Raw genomic sequence first — 22479 nt, forward strand, 5'->3', positions numbered from 1 at the left:
TAGCCTGGGTGCGCTACACTCAGGCTATAATTAAATGTTAAAAGGCCGATGACCGATAAAAGAAGAATCTAACCGCTCTGTATCAATAACAGCAAGGGCATTTTTGTAGTCCTCGCTGTGTAAAAGATCCAGAGTTTTTGCGAAACGCTCTTTCCCCAAGTTTTCATATTCATTCTTACCCACAGATTTGGCTTCATTTGCCAATTGGGTCCATGACCAAAGGGTTATCCACCATTCCACGACAGGTTTATAAGCATTGAACCATGCCAAGACTGACTCTGTAAGTTTTTCTTTCCCAAAATACGCGGTTAAATAAATTAACTCTTGTTCTTTGCTGAGTTTTGCTTCTCTAGCAAAATAAACAAGATCCCACATAAAGTCGTTATTGCTTGAATACTCCCAATCAATTTGATAGAAAACCTCTTGTTTCTTTACCCCTAAAAGCGACATCATGTAGTTCAATGGCGTTGAATCATTATGACATGGACTCATTTCAATTTGATAAGAAGAGAACAAATTTTTCAAATAGGACATCTGTTTCACTACAAAATCCATTTCTTTAGGGAAAACAAAATTTTTTATTTTTAATTGTTCCACTAATCCTTCATTACGTTCAAAAACAGCAATATCGTTATCAAAACGCTCCGAGGTATGTAACTTTTTTGCCATAACGGCTAGTGTTTGTAATATATCAACACGTTGCAATGTTTTTTCATCCAAAATTTGAACATTTTCTATAAACTTAGTTAATTGCAATCCATCGGGCTCAAAATGTTCTATAGGTACATTAAGTCCCAAAACCGATGCCTTACGGGCATTTTCTAATTCATATTTACGCGATACGGAAAATGATGATACTTCTCCTGGAATTCGTAATACCCATCGTTGAGGTCTGTTACGCTCAATAAGAGTTGGACTGACTCCAGGAGATTTTATAAGCCATTTGCTAATATCAGATCCAACTTGGACTCTATATACAGTATTTGTCATTCCTCCTGACATTAATTTTAATCTTAATACATCAAGACCTACCTCAGAAAGCAGTGGAATACGATGAATTGTTGGCAATAAATTCATGTATTTGTGAGTTAATTCGACGAGCTCTTTCCATTTATGATTGACCAGGGATGCCTTGAACTGCGAGGTTGGATCAAGTAAACTAAGGATGTAAATCATTAAATGTTCATTAATTCTGGGTTTGCCGCTATCTTCACCAAAAAAATACCATTTCATAAGATTGTTTCGCAAAATTGAACATCAACAGAGTATATAAAAATTAATCACAGAATTACAGAGAAGTACACTTAAAGAAAAAATGAATCAACAAGAGTTCTGTTATGGCTGAACCCCTTATTCCTATAACAAAAAAACAGGCACTTATATTTACCTGCTTTTTTGTCATGTATGAATTTTTAACTTATATTGCCAACGACATGATCATGCCCGGCATGATTCATGTTGTTCGTTCTTTTAATGCACCAGAATCCGCTGTAGCTACCTCTTTGAGTGTTTATATTCTTGGGGGCGCAAGCCTGCAAATCTTCTTAGGTCCTATATCGGATAGTTATGGACGCAGACCTATGATGCTGCTTGGTGCACTCCTATTTTTTATTTTTACTTTATTTATTGCTTGCTCCAATTCAATGAACCAGTTTTTGATAGCACGGTTTTTTCAAGGCATGGGATTATGTTTTATTGGCGTAATAGGCTATGCAACAATTCAAGAGATTTTTGAAGAAATGGATGCAATTCGCTTAATATCCATTATGGCCAATGTGGCAATTCTTGCCCCATTATTAGGGCCTCTTATAGGAGCCATAGTCATTCATTATACTTCATGGCGTTACATCTTTGTGACTATTGCGCTTGGAGCTCTTGTTGCATTATGGGGATTGTGGCGATACATGCCAGAGCCTATAGGACAAACAAAGAGAAATGGAGAACTAACTCCTAAAACTAAATTCTCGGCACACAAAGTATTTCAAAACTATAAAGATCTTTTTACCAATAAAAAGTTTTGTTTTGGTACTCTAGCTGCCGGAACAGTTGGTATTCCCTGTATTGCCTGGATTGCATTAGCCCCAATCATTTTGATTGTTGAGGCGCGACTTACGGTGATTCAATATGGGCTTTGGCAACTCCCTGTATTTGGTGCAACCATTTTGGGCAATTGGTTTTTACACAAATTAACCTATAAATACAAAATTGAACAAATAGTTTTTTTAGGCTGCTTTATCATGATTATTGGGGCAATTTTAACTTCTTTGCTTCCTTTTCTTTATGGGAATGCCTATTATTATTTGCTGCCTGGAACAATTATTTACTTCTTTGCGCTGAGTGTGATTAATGCACCTTTAAATAGATACTGCCTTTTTGTAACATCCGTAAGCAAAGGCACGGCATCTGCATTGGTTAGTCTAGGCATTATGGTCGTTGGTGCACTAGGAACAGAAATAGCTAATTTATTTTATAAGCAGCACAACAACCTGCATTTTGCGCTTTATTGTAATGCAATCCAATTCCTATTTCTGATATTTATAGGTTTAACGTTTTTACCTAAAAACCCGGTTGCTGATGAAAGCAAAGCGGATACAAGCAGCGCTGTATAACATAGAGTTAGTTTGAGCGAAACTCAGATCGTTATCTCTTGCTGAGTTTCGCCTTTCTACATTAAATTGAGCCTCCTTGGATCTATGAATCAATCATTTGACATGGACACTACTAAATAATTAGCATTAAATGCGTTGAACTTAAATTTATTGTACATCTTATTTAATCTTCTAAAAAATCATTACTGTCGAAATATAATTGGTTTTCAAAAGGAAAAATCATGACTGTTGAACTCATACAAATTGGAAAAAAAGATACGAATAATTATGAGCAATGCTTACAAGATTTTGGATACACTGACTTAGACAAAAATGTAAAAGAAGATGTTATTGCAGTCTGGAAATTTTTCTGCAACGAGGAATTAGTATTACGTGGTTTAAAAAAGTTTGTAACTGCATATTTTTTATTTAACCAAGAAGAAAAAAAATCTTTACGGCAGTTTTTCGATGATTGGGGAAGCAAAAATCATTTTAATACCCCAACCTCTTCCGAGATTAGTGATGAATTTAAAACCAGCCCTGATTTTCAGTATCCCAAACATACCCCAATTTTACATGGTGAATTAACTGCTGATCTGTTTAATAATGTCCTATTAAAAAATGGTTATTTAGCTGCAGATGCGGGAGCAGGCCCAGTACATGGAAAATGGGCGCACACAATTCAATTTTTTCTTTTAGAAGAAGCACGAAAAGAAGGTATTTTGCAATTGCATGCGCAAACTGTTTGCCAATTTATACAAACGATCTCACAAATTAAAGGCATGTTTGAATCATTAAGCTTATGGAATATTCTATTTGACTCTTTTGATGACCATATTTTTACGTCACCTAATAATATTACCAAGCTCTTAACTAGCTCCTGGGATTCTTCAGAGGCGGCTCAATTTCTAGCCGCTAAATTTAATGCTTTTGCAGAAAAATTTGATCGAATTGCAAAAGATGAACAATGCTATGAAGGTTATGCCAAACAAAAATATTTAAGCAGATTAAACGAATCACGCTATATTTTTTATAAAGACAAATGCGCTTTATTATGGTTTGCATCAAAGAATAAAGAAGAAACAGGCCATAACAAAGCTGAGCTGGGACTGGGCGTGCATCCCTTTTAGAAATTTGATATTGCAAGAAGCTCATCCCTCCCTTAATTGAAAAGATGAGCTGAAGAAATGTGCAATTAATGCTTCCGATGTGCTGGATGAGACTCTTTAAGTACGAAACTTGCAATAAGTAAACTGGCTAAAAAACATATTGGCATTACCATTAAGGCAATCTGGTAACTTTCAACACTATATACATGCGCCCCATTCACTACATGCCATAAGTTAGTATGCTGTAATATGTAGCCTACCAACGGCTGAAATAGTGCACCGCCTATCACAACTGAAAGATTATTAAAACCTGAAGCAGTACCAACAAACTCAGGAGGGTTATTTTCTTTGACCACTGCAAAACTTACCGTTTGTCCACCTGCTCCTAAACCCAGCACAAATAGAACAACGGGTGTCCATCCATAAGATAATCCAGGCCAATACAATAGAATCAATGTGGCAAATAAACCTAAAACTGCACTAATAATCAGAGCGATACGTCGACTTTCAATCCTATCACTAAACCATCCCAAGAAAGGGCTTCCCACACCTATTCCAATCCAAATCATACTGCATAATCCTGAAGCAGCCACCACGCTTATTTGGAATTTTTCTTGTAAATACGGAACACCCCAGAGTGCGGCAAAAACTGCTATAGGGGCCCAGATTGTGAACGCATAAGATCCGGTTATCCAGGTATAACTATGTTTGCATACGGCAAGAAGCCGCTTCCACTCATCACGCAGGTAATGTTCAGGAACTGTTTGACTTTTCTGGTGCGGATAATCTCGAATATACATCCAAAAAAATGCTGCTAAAATAAAGCCAATAATCGAAAGAATAAAACTTGCATTACGCCAGCCAACAGCTTGAATTAAATAGGCTAGAGGCATTTCACCAAATATAGCACCAACCGAACTCATCAATTGGGCAACTCCTGCCAAAATGGCGAAATAATACGGAGGAAACCAACGTGCTAAAAGAACCAGAACGCCAATAAATGAAAATGCAGAGCCAATTCCAATAAGGAACCTGCCAATACATGCCGTAAATACACTGTCTGTTGATGCAAAGAAAGCAGACCCTAGAGCACATAGGATAATTGCAAAAGTCATTAGTTTACGCGGACCATAACGATCGTATAAAACACCCGCAGGCAATTGGGTTGGCGCATAGGCATAAAAATAAAAAGCCGATATTACCCCAAATCCTTGCCCCGTAACCCCAAATGTTTTCATCATGGATTCAGCCATAACACTGGGAGCTACTTGTAAAATGAATTCGTATAAATAAAATGATGCTGCGAGAAAAAATATAAAATAAGCAGTTACGAGACTCGTGCTTGTTCCTTGATTTGTGCTTTCTGAATAATGTGCGCTCAATTTAAGGTCACTCCGTTTGAAATTCCACATTTAAGCCTATACGTATTTATTTTGTCAATATGATTTTGGTACATATAAAGCAAATACAGATTTAATATATGTTCAGCGCTTCACTTTCCTTTTAAAAGATACAAAGGCTGATTCCGGACAGTAACTACGTTACTACTTACCCGATCTCCATGATTTTCCTTCAAATCATTTTATAACAGGATAGATCGCACCCAAAATTGCTGGTTGTCGCGCGCCAGTAATAGTACATAAATTTACTGGAATTTGATTTATCGTTTGTTCAGCAAGCCAGGCAAACATCATTGCTTCCAAGTAATCAGGGCTAAGACCCTCTTCGGCAATACTTTTTACCCTGGTTTTAGGCAATAACCGAATCAACAGATGCAATAAAGCTAGATTGTGCGTACCCCCGCCACATACGTACATTGTTTCGACAGGATTTTGTTCATTTAATACTGTATCTGCAATTGTTTTGGCAGTAAATGCAAGCAGCGTCTTTTGTATGTCTACAGATTGATGCTCTTCTGTTAAATGACGTTCTAGCCATAATAAAGAAAAGTATTCTTTTCCTATACTTTTGGGTGACGAAGAAGTAATAAACGAATCAGACATTAGCGTTTCAAGAAGAGGTTCAATAATTTTACCTTGTCGCGCCCATGCTCCATCAGCATCATAAGATTTTCCCTGATGTTTCATGATCCATGCATCCATTAAACAATTTCCAGGGCCTACGTCCCAGCCTTTAACAGGTTCATTTGCTTTAATAAATGTAATATTGGCAATACCGCCTATATTCACTACAGCGACATGATTATTCTTACCAGCAAATAACTTCTGATGATAAAGAGGCGCAAAAGGAGCCCCTTGCCCACCCAGTACTAGATCACGGGTTCGAAAATCAGCAACAACAGTGATACCTGTTAATTCAGCAATAGTGTGAGCGCATCCCAGCTGTAACGTATAGGGGAGAGCAGTCTGAGTATTATGGCATATTGTTTGGCCATGACTCCCTATGGAGCGAATATCACTGGCTGATAATTTTGCTTTCTGTAATAATTCATTGACTGCATAAGCAAATTCTCTGCCAATTAATGTGTTGAGTTGACAAATAGATGCCAAACTTAAATCTGCATCTGAAAGCAAATTTTCCATCCGTCTTTGCACTTCATCACTGTATTTTTTAGTAATTCCATAAAGCAGTGTATTTGTCGATACATCAACAAGAGCAGCATCGATACCATCCATACTTGTTCCAGACATCAAACCAATGTACAAAGTCATTAATTAATCCTCAATTTATCACCAAATATTTTAAAAATAGGCGTGTCGTTTGTAGACCTGGACGCAACGCTATATGGTTACAATCTGAAACAAGTATAAAAGTTATTCGTAGTAATTTCAGCTATTTCTTCATAGGACATATTGCGAAGCTCAGCTATAGCTTCAGCGACATGCTTCACAAGTGCAGGATGATTTTGTTTGCCACGATAAGGCACCGGAGCTAAGTAGGGAGAATCCGTTTCAATAAGTATTCTATTCAAAGGCACCTTACGCGCCACATCTTGAAGTGCGGTTGCATTTTTAAATGTAACAATTCCTGAAAATGAAATATAAAAATTTAAATCCATTGCTTGATGTGCTATGTCCAAACTTTCAGCAAAACAATGCATGACACCGCCAATTTGATGTGCATTTTCCTCGGCCATTAATGCTATTGTATCTTCAGCTGCTTGGCGCGTATGAATAATCAAGGGTTTCGAACACTTTAAAGCAGCTTTTATATGTTCCCTAAAAAGGTTACGTTGTACCTCCTGTGCTTCTTCGGTATGAGTTCGATAATAATCCAAACCTGTTTCACCTATGGCAATACATGCTGGATTCACTGCTAAATCACATAGCATTTGCGATGTCACAGGATATTCCATTTCGGTATTTGGATGAACACCTACAGAAATACTGATATCAGAATATCTTGCTGCAAGTTTTTCCAATTGGGGATAATCCTTTAGTTCGACGCAAACAGATAAAAAATGCTGCACACCATTTGCTTTTGCTTGTGCCAAAACATTAGCTATATCATCATTAAAATCTGCTAAATCGAGAAAATTCAAATGACAGTGTGAATCAACTAACATGGATGCCCTCATTAAATATTTGTGCGTTCAAATTGAGAAATATAAATTATATTTTCTCACATCGAATTAGGGTCTGTTTACATTTCTACTATCTTGGCCTTATATGACCTGATTTATCTTCACATACTTCATATATGCTGCGCTTCGGGCTCGAAAAGCAGGTCATTTAGACTCAATCTAGCGAAGTGTAAACAAACCCTACTCTAAATTGTATCGGTTAATTGTGAGGATTTTAACATGCCTGCTAAATAGGTCTCTATTTTATTACACAAGTAACGGCTGTTTTCACCAATAAATTGTACTCCTACCCCAGGTGCCTTATTACCCTGAGCACCTTTAGGTGTAATCCACACTATCTTACCATCGACTACATAGAACTCGTCTTCATCCATTAATTTAATCAATAACTTAACTATTGAACCAAACAAATAATTGATATTCGTATGGATAAATAATCCGCCTCCTTTGATAAAAGGCATATAAGCTGCATACAGTGATGCTTCATTAAAAAATGTGCAATTAATCTGGTGAATAGTATCCATCATTGATTTCCCTTATATCCCTTAATTTTTTGTAAAATCAAAACACTATGCATCGGCTTGTTTATTAGGAAGCCTTAGATTCACTGTATAACCCTAGCAATAAATCTTCCAATGCCAAAATTTGATTTACATTCATATTATGGCTTAATCTTCGTTGCAATGTATTTAATTTGTCTATTTGAGAATAAATTATTATAGGATTTAATAAGGACATTAAATGATTCAATTGGTGAATGGCTGGACCAGCAGCTGCAGATCTATTAATTTGCATCGTTTGTATTTGCGCATACACTAAATACAGAAACCAAAGTAAGGCACCAAATTCAAATTGACTCCATTGAGCTGCAATCACACTCGGATGTTCCTTCTGCTCTATCACAGCAATTAAACCATCGAGAATAAACTCTGATTGTTTCATAATCATTACTTGTTCAGACTCTGGTGAGTAGTGTTCAGCCAATTGCAAAAGATTAATAACTGATAAATCATAATGTGATGCAAAGCGTATTATTTGACATCTACTTAAAATCGTAGGCAATAACGTACTTAATTGTTGAGCTAAAAGTAAAAATATCGTCTGCGGAGCAGGCTCCTCTAAAATTTTTAGCAATGAGTTTGCAGCAGCAGTATTCATTCGATCAGCCGATTCGATCACAATGAAGCGATGCGTGCTCCGCTGAGGGGTTAAATAAGCATCATTTTGTAATTCTCTGATTTGATCGATTTTAATTGGTCCGCTGCTTTTTTCTGGTTTAACCCATTCCACATCAGGATGTTCTCCATGAGCAACCATGCGACAATCAGCACACTCAAAGCAAGGTTCATTTTCATTTTTTTTGCAGAAAACCAATTGAGTTAATTTCTTGACAAAATCCATAAAAGCATAATCAAACGAACCAACGAACAACATAGACTGGGGCATACGATTACTTACCCATGCGGCTTGCATTTGATTCCATTGGGTTTGATATTCTTTCTTTCCATTCAATGAAGAAAGCTCCAGCTCATTGAAATCACTCATCTCTGACTCTCGATAAATTCATTCATTGCCTTTCGAATCGCCTCTTGCACTACAGGTAGCGGCTGACTCGCATCAATTGTTATTGCATTAGTGCTCATTTCAATATGACGAATATAGCTTTCATGGACACGATGAAAAAAATCGACGGATTGTTGCTCAATCCTATCAACCTCTCCTCTTGATTTGACTCGCTTCATTCCTTCCTCGGGACTAATATCCAAATAGATAATCAAATCCGGTTTAAATCCCTGCAGTGCAAAAGAAGATAACTGATTAATTATCGCTTGGTCTAAGCCACGTCCACCACCTTGATAGGCCATAGTTGAGAGCTCGAATCGATCCGCAATGACCCAAACTCCTTGAAGCAATGCAGGCTTAATAATTTCCTCAAAAAGCTGAATACGTGCTGTATAAAGTAATAATAATTCACTGCGATCATCCAAAATATCACGATAATTCGGATTTTTGATTAAAGCACGCAAAACCTCACCTATTGCGGTGCCACCAGGCTCTCGAGTAGTTAGAGTTTTAATGTGTTTTTCTGTTAGCAGCTCTGTAATAGTATTTATTGCAGTAGACTTCCCTGCTCCCTCCAATCCTTCAATAACAATTAATTTCCCGCTTAATGATGGCATTAAAAATCCTTGCGTTTGTATTGATTAATTGCTTGCTTTTGTTGTTCATAAGTTTCTGAAAACTGATGTGTTCCATCTCCTTTGGCAACAAAATATAAATAATTGGATAATTGAGGGTGAGCTGCTGCATCCAAAGCTTCCTTACCTACCATTGCAATCGGCGTTGGCGGTAACCCGCGATTATGGTATGAGTTGTAGGGCGAATCGATGAGCAAATCATTGTGAGATAGTTTTCCAGTATATGCGGTACCTAATCCATAAATGACCGTAGGATCCATTTGTAAAGGCATTTTTTTATTTAAGCGGTTAACCATTACACCTGAAATCAATTTTCGCTCTTGTGGAATAGCTGTTTCTTTTTCAATTATTGAGGCTGCTGTAAGCAATTCATATGGGCTTTTATAAGGCAAGTTAGGTTCCCTGTTAGCCCAACTCATATTTAAATAATTAATTAAATTACGATGAGCATGCTCCAACAAACTTTTAGCACTACTTCCACCGGAATATTGATAGGTATCAGCAAGTAATAATCCTTCAGCATTGGGATGTTCGCCCTTAATTGAGCTCCAATCCTCCGAACGATAACTTAAATATGCTGCTTTCATCAAATCTTGAGAAATTTTCTGCTGAGTAGTCCCTGCAATTATCGTAAAATTTTGCGTTATAACATCTCCTGCTACAACTCGATGCACCAAGTGCATTGGCGTTTCACCAGGGTTTATTTGGTATACACCTGCTTTAAGTTGAGAAGACAAACCTGAATAACGAATCATCATTAAAAGCATTGAACTTGAGTGTATTAGATTTTTCTCTTTTAAATTTTTTACAAATTGTGATGCCGAAGCAGCTCGGTCAACGGTGATAATAACAGGAGAACCTTGTTTGGGAACAATAGGTCTAGTGATTTGAATATAGGCAAGCAAAGAGAAAAACAGAAAAGACATAAAAAACAGCATTATTACAAAAAACACCAGTTTTTTATGTCTTGGAAACGTCATTTATACACGCTTAAATAATAAGCTACCATTTGTTCCACCAAAACCCAATGAGTTACTCAGAACATAATTAATAGCTCTTTTTTGAGGTGTATAGGGTACATAGTTCAAATCACATCCTTCATCTGGATTATCCAAATTAATAGTTGGCGGGGCAATTTGATCTCTGATCGCTAAAATACTAAATATTGCTTCTACAGCACCGGCGGCACCTAATAAGTGACCAGTCATTGATTTTGTAGAGCTCACAGCCAAATCATAAGCGTGTTGCTTAAATACACGTTTAATCGCTTTTGTTTCATTCAAATCATTAAGATAAGTAGATGTACCATGCGCATTAATATAATCAATCTGTTCGGGATCAATGCCTGCATCATGTATGGCTGCTTCCATTGCACGAGCAGCACCATCAGCGTCATCATCTGGGGCAGTGATATGAAAAGCATCACCAGACATACCGAATCCTACAAGCTCTGCATAAATTTTTGCACCACGAGCTTTAGCATGCTCATATTCTTCTAATACAAGAACACCAGCACCCTCGCCCATAACAAAACCATCTCTATCCTTATCAAAAGGTCTTGATGCCTTTGCAGGATCATCATTACGCTTAGATAAGGAACGTACAGCAGAAAATCCTGCCAAACATAGCGGTGTTAAGGTCATTTCGGCCCCACCACATACCATGACATCAGCATCGCCGTAAGCAATCATTCGTCCAGCAAGACCAATATTGTGTGTTCCTGTAGTGCATGCAGTAACAACTGCAATATTGGGACCTTTAAGCTGATGTCTAATTGAAATCTGTCCAGCAACCATATTGATAATACCCGCTGGAATAAAAAATGGAGAAACCTTGCGAGGACCACCTGCCATCAGTTTATCCTGATTATTGGTAATTGTCTGGATGCCACCAATACCTGCACCTACAGCTACACCAATACGATTTGATAAATTTGCATCAATCTTCAAACCCGAATCAAGCATTGCTTCATCAGCTGCAGCAATACCGTATTGGGTAAATACATCCATTTTACGTGCATCTTTGAGCGGAACATAGTTCTCAATATTAAAATTCTTAACTTTAGCCCATATTCGTGTGCTGTACTCGTTGGCATCAAACTCATCTGCCAAAACAACGCCACTTACACCAGCCAATATATTTTGCCAAGTTTCTTCTACATTAAGTCCGACAGGGGTAACCATACCCATACCAGTAATTACTATACGCCGCTTATTCAATGAAAGCTCCTCGTAAAACACTCCCATCATCTCCCACACGCTAAGCACAGGAGAGGATGGGATAAAAGAAAACTGTTACGCTTCTTCTTTATTTAAATTAGATTCAATATAATCAATCGCTTCTTGAATTGTGGTAATTTTTTCAGCTTTTTCATCAGGAATTTCTGTTTCAAATTCTTCTTCAAGAGCCATAACCAATTCCACAGTGTCTAAAGAATCAGCACCTAAGTCATCAACAAATGATGCATCATTCTTTAACTCTTCTTCTTTAACACCTAATTGTTCAACAACAATTTTGCGAACACGCTCTTCAACTGTACTCATAACTTGATTTTCCTCTTTCGGTTGATAGAAATTTAAAAAACTTCGGGTTAATTACCATACTACTTCCACTTAACTTTAATTGCTTGAAAAGCATGCCTCATATTTATTTAACCAATTTAACAAACAAGCCAGGCGTCATTTTTTAATCTAATCACTTAAATTTAAAAGCAATTCAAAAAAACTAAAACAACCAAAGTTAAATGGAAGTGGTATAGTTTATTCATTTATACAGATAACGCAAGTGCATTTAGTCCATATACATGCCGCCATTGACATGAATTGTTTCACCTGTGATATATTTGGCACTTTCTGATGCTAAAAAAGCAACAGCTTCAGCTATATCCCCAGGCTCTCCCAGCTTACGCATAGGAATTCTTTTTAACATTTCATCCTTTACCATATCAGGTAAAGCTGCTGTCATATCTGTATCAATAAAACCGGGAGCAACAACATTAACAGTAATTCCCCTGCTTCCTACTTCTTGAGCTAAAGACTTACTGAAACCAACAATGCCGGCTTTTGCTGCAGTATAATTCACTTGGCCTGAATTTCCGCTTGAACCAACCACTGACCCAATAGAAATAATTCGTCCCCATCGTGCTCGAAACATGGGCTTTATACAAATTTTAGACATTTTGTATATTGAATTCAAATTCGTTTCAATTACCTTATACCATTCTTCATCATCCATACGTAGCAGTAAATTATCTGAGGTTATCCCGGCATTATTCACTAATATTGAAGGAGTCTGGTTCTCTTTAGCCAATTCACTGATCACTTTTTCAATTTGCTCTGAGTTTGTAACATCAAGAACCAACCCTTTACCTGATAATTTTTCTTTTTCAAAATAGGCGTTAATTGATTGAGCACCTTGTTCTGTAGTGGCTGTACCAAATACCAAAGCACCTTGCTGTGCTAATTTAAGAGCTATAGCCCGTCCTATTCCCCGGCTTGCCCCTGTGACTAAGGCAATTTTTCCCTCTAGACTCATCATTTATTTTCCTCAATAGAAAATGTTTATTTTTGTAAATTGCGCATTTGGCAAACAATTTCAGGTTCTACGCTAACACAAGTTAGGCCATAGCTCACGCTACATCTCAGCATACAATCTGGGGCCACTTCTATACTTCTAGACTATGCAAATTGCTCTTCCACCTGATCCAGGCTAATAGTATCGTAAACACTAATAGTATTTAAGCTTCTATCTATTCTTTTAACTAACCCACCAAGTACTTTCCCTGGGCCACATTCAAGAATTAGCTCTATACCATTATTTTTAAAAAGTTGAATTGTTTCAACCCAACGAACTGGGCTATATAACTGCTCCTTTAACTTTTCACGTATATGTTGCCCTGAATGATAAATACTTAAATCAACATTACTCACCACATCACTTTTGGGCTTTTTGAATTCAATTTTAGCCAGGTATTCAGCAAAGGATGCTGCAGCATCAAACAATAAAGGGCAATGGCATGGAACACTGACTGGAATCACTTTAGCTAGACGTGCCCCAGCTTCCTCAGCTAATCCTAACATTCGTGTAACTGCTGGAGTATGACCTGCAACAACTACCTGTCCGATTGCATTATAGTTTGCAGGAGTCACCACTTCATTTGCTTGGCTGGCTTGATCACATAAGGTTTTTACTTGCTCATCCGTTAAACCAACAATTGCAGCCATAGCACCTAAGCCCAAAGGCACTGCGTTTTGCATTACTTGTCCTCTACGGGCTACCAAACATGCAGCATCAAATAATGATAATGCATCAGCACAAACCAATGCGGCATATTCACCTAAACTATGGCCAGCCATAATTATTGGCTGGGCAACATTATGCTGCATCAATACTCGATATACAGCCACATCAGCAGTAAGCATTACGACTTGAGTATGCTCTGTCTGATTTAGCTTTTCTTCAGGACCATGTTGCACTAGTTTCCATAGATCATAACCTACTGCTTCTGATGCTTCTGCAAAAGTCTTTACAACAATAGGATACTGCAACTCAAAATCAGCCAACATTCCTATTGATTGTGAACCTTGCCCGGGAAATACAAATGCTGTTTTTACCATATCAAAAATAGCTCCGAACTAAAAATTTAATTCAATAGTTAACTCAAATAAATTATTAATAACGAATTACCATAGCTCCCCAAGTCATTCCACCACCAAAGGACTCAATCAATAACAGTTCATCTCTCTTAATCTGATTGGTTCGAATAGAATGGTCTAGAGCCAAAGGAATAGATGCAGCCGAAGTATTACCTTGGCTACCAATAGTAACGATAACTTGTGACATAGGAAGGTCAAGTTTTTTAGCAATGGCTTGAATGATACGCATATTTGCCTGATGAGGGATTAACCATTGAATATCAGATTTTTTCAAATGACTCACTTCTAAAACTTCATCTACGACATCACCCATAATTTTGACAGCAATTTTAAAAACCTCATTACCACGCATACTAATCGTAGCACGTTGATTATCAAATGTTGCATTACTAAGATTTAATAATTTTTCAGCATCATAAGAAGCATGCAGCACACTCCCCATAAGACCTTGTCTGTCACTGGCACTTAGAACTACTGCCCCGGCACCATCACCAAATAAAACACAGGTTGAACGATCAGTCCAATCCACAGCCCTGGACATGCTCTCACTACCAATAACCAGAATATTTTTTGCAGCGCCAGCAGAAATATACTGTTTTGCAATATCCATTACATAAACAAAGCCACTGCATGCAGCACCAACATCAAAAGCAGGTATAGGTCGCTTAATTTTTAAAGCATGCTGAACATAGCAAGCTACTCCAGGAAAAAAATGATCTGGAGTACACGTAGCAACTAATATCAAATCAATTTCATCAGCGTCCAAACCTGAAGCGCTTAATGCTTGTTCAGCAGCTTTGGATGCCATATACGAGGTAGTTTCATAAGGTTGTGCAATGCTACGACTACTAATGCCAGTTCGAGTAACAATCCACTCATCGCTGGTATCCAGCATTGACTCCAGCTCAAGATTGGTAAGTTGTTTTTCAGGAATATAACTTCCAGTCCCACGTATTACAGCATTTTTCATAACAGCAATCCCTGATTTATAAAATCATTTATTTGAACCCGCACTAAATCAACTACATTATTTTTAACTTCAAGAACTGCTTGTTCAATAGCATGTTGAAACCCAAGTTCATTAGCACCACCATGGCTTTTTACCACTATGCCATTCAAACCGAGCATACTTGCACCATTATAACGAGAGGGATCGAAACGTTTCTTAAGATGCTTTAATGCAGGACGAGCAATTAAAGCAGAAAGTTTGGTATACCAATTCCTATTAAATGACTCCATGAGTAAACTTACAAAAAACTTTGCAAGGCCCTCGCTCGCTTTTAAGGCAACATTCCCCACAAAACCGTCACAGACAACTAAGTCTACCTCTCCGGTATAAAAATGATCACCCTCTACATAACCTACATAATTCATAACATCGCATTCAGCAAGCATATGAGCCGTACGCTTCACTTGATCATTTCCCTTCATTTCTTCCACGCCAATATTCAATAAGGCGATTTTCGGTTTGGGTTTATTAGCTACTGCCTGCACTAGCGCAGATCCCATAACTGCGAATTGAAATAAATGCTCCGCACAAGAATCCACATTAGCACCTAAGTCAATCACCCATGTTCTACCACGCATAGTTGGCAGTTCAGAAACAATTGCAGGTCTATCGATTCCTGGTAAAGTCTTTAAAACATAACGTGCTGTAGCCATTAGTGCACCGGTATTTCCGGCACTAACACAAGCCTGTGCCATGCCCTCTTTCACCAAATTGATGGCGACACGCATGGACGAATCTTTTTTATTTCGCAAGGCATGTGAAGGCAACTCATCCATAGTCACCACTTCAGAAGCATGTACTATGGAAAATTGATTTGAAGAAGCCATCCCCTGCTTTTTTAAAAATGCATGAATCTTGTCGTGAACTCCAACAAGAATGAGCTTCAAATCAGGATTATCTTTTGCCGCGCGAATACAGGCAGGAATCACAACACCTAAACCATGATCCCCACCCATCGCATCGATTGCAATGGTGATATTTTTCAAGAAACTTACTCTTTTTCGTCTTCGTAAACGTTATCAGTATCAATCACTTTTCTGCCACGATAATAACCATCTTCTGTCATATGATGGCGACGATGTGTTTCACCAGTAGTTGAATCAACGGATAGTGTGGGTTTGGTCAAAGCATCATGCGAACGACGCATGTCACGACGTGAGCGTGATTTTTTATTTTGTTGTACGGCCATTGTATTACTCCTAAACAAATTGCATTCATAAAGCGGGAATATTAGTGTTAATTAGATAAAATTTCAATAAAATTCATTTTTTTCCCATTAAAATTTGATTTATTTCACTGCTGCAATCATTTATTTTTGGATGAAATTGTGGCGCGTAGAGATGTAACTCATCAATTAGCATATCTTCCAAACTTACTTGCAAATTTTCAGAAACAATACACTCGTAATACTCCAATATCTGTTCTGCTCTCTCATCATTACGACATACAGCAACTATAGTCATATTATCATATGGAAATTTAAATTCGTCCAGACAACGCTGGCATTGAACAGGCAACTCGCCCTTAACATGAAGATGGATTAGATAAAAATCTTCCTTAGTTTCAACATGATACGTAATATCCAGCTGACAGGTTGAGGTAATAAAATTGGGTAAACGCTCACTGAGTGTTACGGTCTTAGTTTGTTGCCCTTGTTTAACCATTTCTTGTAAGTGGAGCATTATTGTCGTATCCTAAAGAGTTATATTTTTTAATAAGTGTTAAAGCCTGTTTACAATTCGCTATCTTGAGTCAAAATGCTGCAGCATTTTAGCCAGAGAGTAGAATTGTAAACAGGCTCTATTGATAGAGCAACAGCTTTGGATGATACATTTTACACATCTTAAAGCTACAGTTTCTGATAACATAGAATATTAAGCGGTATCTCAATTTTATGAAAGCTAAAGTTATTGTTGGAATGTCTGGTGGTGTTGATTCCTCAGTTGCAGCATGGTTGTTACAAGAAGCAGGCTACCAAGTAGAAGGCCTGTTTATGAAAAACTGGGAACAGGATGATAAGGATGGTTTTTGCCCTGCAACCCAAGATCTTGCTGATGCTCAAGCTGTATGTAATCAATTACATATTCCTCTCCATGCGGTTAATTTTTCTGAAGAGTACTGGCAAAAAGTGTTCACCCATTTTTTAAGTGAATATGAAAAAGGAAGAACTCCGAATCCTGATGTATTGTGCAATAAGGAAATCAAATTTAATGCTTTTTTAAATCATGCATTGAACCTTGGCGCTGACTATATTGCGACAGGACATTACGCTAAAAATAAAACAGAGGGAGATGTTGGACTTTTATATAAAGCAAAAGATCGTGATAAAGATCAAACCTATTTTCTTCATGCAGTAGATCCTAAGGCTTTGGCAAAAACCCTGTTTCCAGTTGGTGATTATACAAAACCTGAAATTAGAGAGTTTGCTAGAAAACTTGGCCTGGTGACACAAGCTAAAAAAGATTCGACAGGTATTTGTTTTATTGGTGAAAAGCGTTTTAAATCTTTTTTACAAGAATTCATCTTGGCACGGCCAGGTGAGATAAAAAGCACCGATGGCAAAGTTCTGGGCAAACATGATGGATTAATGTTTTACACTTTGGGCCAAAGACAAGGATTAGGTATCGGAGGTTTACAAAATTCAACCTATGATCCGTGGTATGTAGTTGATAAAGAAGTTGCTACCAATACTTTATATGTGGCCCAAGGTAGCCAACATCCAATGCTCTATGCACAAGGTCTGATTTGCGGTCCAATCCATTGGCTAGCTGATTGCAAGGATAATTTACCGCTTACCTGCTATGCTAAAACAAGATACAGGCAAGCAGAACAAGGCTGTATCATATCTCCTCAGAATGAACATCAGCATTATGTAATGTTTTCAAATCCGCAAAGAGCGGTTACTCCAGGACAATATGTAGTTTTTTATGATAAAAACCAATGTCTAGGTGGGGCAACAATTGAACAAATTATTAGATAAATACATTATACTTGTATTATAAAACGGGAGTTAAAGATGGCTGCTATTGATATATCCCCTGCTACCAGTACGAGCGACATCCACTTTACTGTTAATGCAGCAGACAAGGTGGCTGAGCTAATAAAAGAAGAAGATAATTCAAACTTGAATCTACGAGTCTCAATTACGGGTGGAGGTTGTTCTGGATTTCAGTACGGATTCAGCTTTGATGAAGAAATCAATGAGGATGATACCGTAGTTATTCAGCAATGTTCAGATGGTATATCTTCAGTAAAACTTCTCATTGATTCAATGAGTTATCAATACTTGCATCAAGCTGAAATTGATTATGTCCAAGGGATACAAGGCGAACAATTTGTGATTCGTAATCCAAATGCAAAAACCACTTGCGGATGCGGCTCATCGTTCAGTATTGATGATGAGGATGATTACTAAACATTATCATTTAGGTGCAATAAAGCTGAAACTGAATTTCTGCTTTATTGCATTTCATCTTGCAAAAATCAATAAGGTTTAACAATAACCTTCGTTCCTATCCTAATAAAATTTTTGCTTAGCCATTTAGCATCACCAGGATGAACTCGTATACAGCCATGGCTTGCATTATAATTTGGCACTTCATAAGAACCGTGTATCGCATAATATTTTGAGAAAAACATGCAATATGGCATAGGTGAACCGCCCTTACCTACTGGATAACGACTAGATTTGCAGCCTGGTCCTCCCTTACTCCAAATCGTAAAAACACCGCTTGGAGTTTTACATCCTCTATGTATATCTGGGCAATATCGTTTACCGCCAGAACCTTTTCCAGTGCGAACAACTTTTCCATTTGAATCAATAGCCTTCCATGTAAGCGTATTGGGATTGAAAACAAAAGTGTTTGCTAAAGCTGGAGAAGAAAAAAGGAAACAGAAGAAAAGAATGAATAAAAAATATACCAATGATAAAATAGAACTTTGTTTTTCCATAATAATTCCTAATTATTTATCCATCGTCTCCTATATTTTAGTTTAATTTTTAACCAAAATAAATTATTTTTACGCAAACAAAGAATATTTGTCCTACTATTAATGAAAGGATGTTAATAAGGTACTTCATCATGACTAAACATTTGCTTGTAGCTTCTTCCATTTTTTTGGGATGTACATTGATTTCTTTCACTACAAGTGCTGAAGATAAGGCTGGCGGATCTACCAGCAGTTCTACTAGCACTGGTAGTACTACTACTGGTACTAGTAGTTCTACCGGCTCCTCGTCTAATAACGCAGTTGATATATCAAAAGACAGCTGGCTAAAATCAGTTACGCCATTATTACCTGATCTCATTTGCAAGGGATTTGAGAATGACCCTCAACTAAAAAAACGCCTTGATGACATCAAAATGACTTATGACCAATGTGTATCTAAAATTCCCGATAGTGTCAGTAAATGTCAACAAGAGCTTTACGCTAATATTCCAGATAAAATTAATACCGACAATGCAGGAGTGTGGGGAAAAGCACTTGGCGAGTGTATCGGTAAAGATTTTGCAATAAAATATTTAATTCCCAAAAGCTAAGAAGTTAAATGTGAGTTCACCATAAAAGGCATTTCAATGCCTTTTATGGTGTTAACGAACGTTATCCCATAAAATGTACAGGAGAACTACCTCCCAAAAATCAGTTCTCGCCCCAATGATTAATACCTGATTTTTTGTGTAAAAAATCAACAAAAGCTTGATGCAACTCCAATTCTCCACTATCTGCTGGTACAACAATAGGATTTGCCAAATGAAGCGCTGCAACTTCTTGAGCCTTTGCTTTAGCATGACTTGATGTTTCTTCAACCTCGGCAAATAAGCTGGTTTGGCCACCTGTCATTGCTAAATACACGTATGCAAGAATCTCGGCATCAAGCAAAGCACCATGAAGTTCACGATTAAAGTGATCGATGCCATATCGTTTACATAAAGCATCCAAACTATTTCGTTGCCCAGGATATTTTTCACGTGCCAAAACGAGTGTATCAATAATAGTACAAAAGTCTTCTAATTTCTTATTCCATTTGATAAGCCTCAACTCAGAATTCAAAAATCCCACGTCAAAGGGAGCATTATGAATGATTAACTCAGCACCAATAATAAACTGCCAAAACTCATCAGCCTTTTCCGCAAATAAAGGTTTATCCCGCAAAAATTCATCACTAATCCCATGGACACGAAAAGCACCCTCATCAACCTGGCGTTCTGGATTGAGATAAACATGGAAATGCTTGCCGGTTAATTTTCTGTCCACTAATTCGACACAGCCTATTTCAATCACCCGATGCCCATGCTCATGCCCTATACCCGTAGTTTCTGTATCTAAAACAATCTGACGCATTATTTACTCACTTAACTCTTCGATTGCTTGGTTTGCTAAAGCATCAACCAAATCATTTTCCACATGACCTGAATGTCCTTTTACCCAGTGCCAATTTATTTTATGACGCGAAGCCAATTCATCTAATAACTTCCAAAGATCTGCATTTTTCACAGGCTCCTTTTTGGAATTACGCCAACCATTTAATTTCCAGTTGGCCAACCAATCCGTCATACCTTGTCTCAAATACTGAGAATCAGTATATAAATCAACGTCACAAGGGCGTTTTAAAGCTTCCAAACCTTTGATAGCGGCCATAAGTTCCATACGATTGTTCGTCGTATGTGCTTCTCCTCCATGTAAGGTTTTTTCTTGTCCTTTATAACGAAGCAACACCCCCCAGCCACCAGGCCCTGGATTTCCTTTACATGCTCCATCGGTATAAATTTCTATGCTCACGTTCATCCCTAATTTTTATTCCACAAATGGAAAAATGGTGTGGTAAACTCCTTATCGAAAATCTTTTGCTTGATTATGGCAATATCAGGTGCAAAAAAACGATCCGTATCATAAGCTGCAACATTAGAACGAATGCGTTGATGAAATTTTTCTAATAATGTCGATGATTTTAGTGGTTTATGAAATTCAATTCCCTGTCCCGCTGCTAATAACTCAATAGCTAAAATAGTTGCAGTATTATCATTCATCTCATGTAACCGTCGGGCAGCGCTGGTTGCCATAGATACATGATCTTCTTGATTCGCAGAAGTTGGAAGACTATCTACTGAATGTGGATGGGCAAGCGCCTTGTTCTCACTGGCACAAGCTGCTGCAGTAACATGAGCAATCATAAATCCTGAATTTAAGCCGCTTTCTTTAATGAGAAAAGCAGGTAAACCACTAAAGTTTTTATCAATTAGCAGCGCGATGCGTCGTTCGGCACCTGCTCCTATCTCAGCTACAGCCAAAGCAAGATTATCAGCCGCCATGGCAACAATCTCCCCATGGAAATTGCCTCCTGAAATAATTTGCTCTTGCTCATTAAAAACAAGTGGGTTATCAGAAACAGCATTGATTTCAACGTCTAAAGTCTTTCTTACAAATCGAATTTGATGCAATATCGCACCCATAATTTGGGGCTGACACCTTAATGAGTAAGGATCTTGTACTCGCGTGCAATGGCGATGAGCCTCGCGGATCTCACTTCCAGCTAATAATTCTCTATAGCATGCTGCTACATTTTGCTGTGCCTCATGACCTCGTACCTTTTGAATCCGTTCATCAAATGGCACATCACTGCCATTTGCCGCATCCACTGATAAAGCACCAGCAACTAGTGCTGTTTCAAACAAAGTTTCTGTAATAAACAAGGCACTTAAAGCAATAGCCGTAGAAGCTTGTAGCCCGTTTAAAAGAGCAAGTCCTTCTTTTGCTTCCAATTCAATTGGCTTTAAACCCGCGATTTTCAATCCCTCAATCGCACTGATTACTTTTCCTTGATGACGTACCTCACCTACCCCTAATAACGGCAAAGACATGTGGGCTAATGGGGCCAAATCACCAGAAGCACCTACTGAACCCTTCGAGGGAATGCAGGGATAAATTTTGTGATTGAATAAAGAGATTAGTGCTTCAATCAATTCCAGGCGAACTCCAGAATATCCTTGAGCCAAATTATTTATCTTAAGCAGTAAAATTAAGGCAACAATTTCATCAGACAACAGCTCACCTGTTCCACAAGCGTGGGAAAGAACTATATTTCGCTGTAACTGTTTCAGGTTTTCCTCTGAAATTGTTTGATTTGCCAACGAGCCAAAACCCGTATTAATTCCGTATACCGTTTTTTTATCGAGAATTACTTTTTTAACCGTTTGATGCGATGCATGAATCTTCTCAAATGCTTCTTTAGCCAGAACACAATGCAATTGCTGATTTAAAATATATTTGATTGACTGCAAGTTCAACTCGCCAGGTTGAAGAATAAAAGATTCTTGCATTAATTTACCTCCTTAAATGTCATTGGGTCTTTTTTTTAACCCAATATTGAGATCACA

Annotated in this window: 25 protein-coding genes; 5 read left to right on the forward strand and 20 right to left on the reverse strand. The window is 37.7% G+C overall.

The features are described 5' to 3' along the window. Positions 1-30: 30 nt before the first annotated feature. Positions 31-1233 (reverse strand): phosphotransferase family protein, encoded by a 1203-nt coding sequence (locus DY223_RS09130; RefSeq protein WP_058459774.1) that lies wholly within the window; start codon positions 1231-1233, stop codon positions 31-33. 104 nt (positions 1234-1337) lie between these two features. On the opposite strand from DY223_RS09130, the gene DY223_RS09135 reads away from it, so the two are divergent. Both DY223_RS09135 and DY223_RS09140 read left to right on the forward strand, forming a co-directional pair. After that, on the forward strand, positions 1338-2609 hold the full coding sequence (locus tag DY223_RS09135; protein WP_058459773.1) for an MFS transporter: 1272 nt from the start codon (positions 1338-1340) through the stop codon (positions 2607-2609). 221 nt (positions 2610-2830) lie between these two features. Further along, positions 2831-3718 (forward strand): LirA/MavJ family T4SS effector, encoded by an 888-nt coding sequence (locus DY223_RS09140; protein WP_058459772.1) that lies wholly within the window; start codon positions 2831-2833, stop codon positions 3716-3718. Between the two features lie 65 nt (positions 3719-3783). Here DY223_RS09140 and DY223_RS09145 read toward each other — a convergent pair whose 3' ends face one another. The 15 genes from DY223_RS09145 to DY223_RS09215 form a co-directional block, all read right to left on the reverse strand. Then, positions 3784-5079 carry an MFS transporter gene (locus tag DY223_RS09145; RefSeq protein ID WP_058459988.1) on the reverse strand — a complete coding sequence of 432 codons (1296 nt, stop codon included), beginning with the start codon at positions 5077-5079 and terminating at the stop codon, positions 3784-3786. Positions 5080-5274: 195 nt separating this feature from the next. Then, a complete protein-coding gene (locus DY223_RS09150) occupies positions 5275-6369 on the reverse strand; it encodes an anhydro-N-acetylmuramic acid kinase (RefSeq protein ID WP_058459771.1) in 1095 nt (364 codons plus the stop codon). Between the two features lie 77 nt (positions 6370-6446). Beyond that, positions 6447-7223, reverse strand: a complete 777-nt coding sequence (locus DY223_RS09155) for a TatD family hydrolase (protein ID WP_058459770.1) — start codon at positions 7221-7223, stop codon at positions 6447-6449. A gap of 203 nt (positions 7224-7426) precedes the next feature. Further along, a complete protein-coding gene (locus DY223_RS09160; RefSeq protein WP_082642464.1) occupies positions 7427-7765 on the reverse strand; it encodes a PilZ domain-containing protein in 339 nt (112 codons plus the stop codon). Positions 7766-7829: 64 nt separating this feature from the next. Next, entirely contained in the window at positions 7830-8786 is a 957-nt protein-coding gene (locus DY223_RS09165; protein ID WP_058459768.1) for a DNA polymerase III subunit, read from the reverse strand. Continuing rightward, on the reverse strand, positions 8783-9421 hold the full coding sequence (gene tmk, locus DY223_RS09170; protein WP_058459767.1) for a dTMP kinase: 639 nt from the start codon (positions 9419-9421) through the stop codon (positions 8783-8785). Before tmk ends, DY223_RS09165 begins: the two co-directional genes overlap by 4 nt. Then, positions 9421-10419 (reverse strand): endolytic transglycosylase MltG, encoded by a 999-nt coding sequence (mltG, locus tag DY223_RS09175; protein ID WP_058459766.1) that lies wholly within the window; start codon positions 10417-10419, stop codon positions 9421-9423. The genes tmk and mltG overlap by 1 nt, the downstream gene beginning before the upstream one ends. After that, complete coding sequence (gene fabF / locus DY223_RS09180; protein WP_058459987.1) at positions 10420-11658, reverse strand: beta-ketoacyl-ACP synthase II; 1239 nt, start codon at positions 11656-11658, stop codon at positions 10420-10422. It lies immediately after the preceding gene. A gap of 75 nt (positions 11659-11733) precedes the next feature. Next, on the reverse strand, positions 11734-11982 hold the full coding sequence (acpP, locus tag DY223_RS09185; protein WP_003631752.1) for an acyl carrier protein: 249 nt from the start codon (positions 11980-11982) through the stop codon (positions 11734-11736). Positions 11983-12229: 247 nt separating this feature from the next. After that, complete coding sequence (fabG, locus tag DY223_RS09190; protein ID WP_058459765.1) at positions 12230-12976, reverse strand: 3-oxoacyl-ACP reductase FabG; 747 nt, start codon at positions 12974-12976, stop codon at positions 12230-12232. 140 nt (positions 12977-13116) lie between these two features. Next, positions 13117-14055, reverse strand: a complete 939-nt coding sequence (gene fabD, locus DY223_RS09195) for an ACP S-malonyltransferase (protein ID WP_058459764.1) — start codon at positions 14053-14055, stop codon at positions 13117-13119. Positions 14056-14110: 55 nt separating this feature from the next. After that, positions 14111-15064 carry a beta-ketoacyl-ACP synthase III gene (locus DY223_RS09200; RefSeq protein WP_058459763.1) on the reverse strand — a complete coding sequence of 318 codons (954 nt, stop codon included), beginning with the start codon at positions 15062-15064 and terminating at the stop codon, positions 14111-14113. Further along, positions 15061-16089 (reverse strand): phosphate acyltransferase PlsX, encoded by a 1029-nt coding sequence (gene plsX / locus DY223_RS09205; RefSeq protein WP_058459762.1) that lies wholly within the window; start codon positions 16087-16089, stop codon positions 15061-15063. Before plsX ends, DY223_RS09200 begins: the two co-directional genes overlap by 4 nt. A 5-nt stretch (positions 16090-16094) precedes the next feature. Then, on the reverse strand, positions 16095-16292 hold the full coding sequence (gene rpmF, locus DY223_RS09210) for a 50S ribosomal protein L32 (protein WP_058459761.1): 198 nt from the start codon (positions 16290-16292) through the stop codon (positions 16095-16097). 73 nt (positions 16293-16365) lie between these two features. Continuing rightward, on the reverse strand, positions 16366-16785 hold the full coding sequence (locus DY223_RS09215) for a YceD family protein (RefSeq protein WP_058459760.1): 420 nt from the start codon (positions 16783-16785) through the stop codon (positions 16366-16368). 212 nt (positions 16786-16997) lie between these two features. On the opposite strand from DY223_RS09215, the gene mnmA reads away from it, so the two are divergent. Together mnmA and erpA are read left to right on the forward strand one after the other, a co-directional pair. After that, positions 16998-18083: a tRNA 2-thiouridine(34) synthase MnmA gene (mnmA, locus tag DY223_RS09220; protein WP_058459759.1), complete on the forward strand. Its 1086-nt coding sequence runs from the start codon at positions 16998-17000 to the stop codon at positions 18081-18083. Positions 18084-18119: 36 nt separating this feature from the next. Beyond that, on the forward strand, positions 18120-18518 hold the full coding sequence (gene erpA, locus DY223_RS09225; protein WP_058459758.1) for an iron-sulfur cluster insertion protein ErpA: 399 nt from the start codon (positions 18120-18122) through the stop codon (positions 18516-18518). A gap of 68 nt (positions 18519-18586) precedes the next feature. On the opposite strand, the gene DY223_RS09230 is transcribed toward erpA, so the two are convergent. Beyond that, a complete protein-coding gene (locus tag DY223_RS09230; protein ID WP_058459757.1) occupies positions 18587-19054 on the reverse strand; it encodes a L,D-transpeptidase in 468 nt (155 codons plus the stop codon). Positions 19055-19185: 131 nt separating this feature from the next. Here DY223_RS09230 and DY223_RS09235 point away from each other — a divergent pair, with 131 nt between their 5' ends. Beyond that, positions 19186-19644, forward strand: coding sequence for a hypothetical protein (locus tag DY223_RS09235; RefSeq protein WP_058459756.1), 459 nt, complete (start codon positions 19186-19188; stop codon positions 19642-19644). Positions 19645-19744: 100 nt separating this feature from the next. Here the strand turns inward: DY223_RS09235 and dnaQ are convergent, their stop codons facing one another. Genes dnaQ through hutH form a run of 3 tightly spaced genes read right to left on the reverse strand, consistent with a single transcriptional unit; the run spans position 19745 to position 22422 of the window. Continuing rightward, positions 19745-20446, reverse strand: a complete 702-nt coding sequence (dnaQ, locus tag DY223_RS09240; protein WP_058459755.1) for a DNA polymerase III subunit epsilon — start codon at positions 20444-20446, stop codon at positions 19745-19747. A 3-nt stretch (positions 20447-20449) separates the two neighbouring features. Next, a complete protein-coding gene (gene rnhA / locus DY223_RS09245) occupies positions 20450-20884 on the reverse strand; it encodes a ribonuclease HI (RefSeq protein WP_058459986.1) in 435 nt (144 codons plus the stop codon). 8 nt (positions 20885-20892) lie between these two features. Next, the gene (hutH, locus tag DY223_RS09250; protein WP_058459754.1) at positions 20893-22422 is read right to left on the reverse strand and encodes a histidine ammonia-lyase; all 1530 of its coding nucleotides are present in this window, start codon (positions 22420-22422) and stop codon (positions 20893-20895) included. Positions 22423-22479 lie beyond the last annotated feature (57 nt).

The sequence above is a fragment of the Legionella bozemanae genome (assembly GCF_900450575.1).
GTDB lineage: Bacteria > Pseudomonadota > Gammaproteobacteria > Legionellales > Legionellaceae > Legionella > Legionella bozemanae.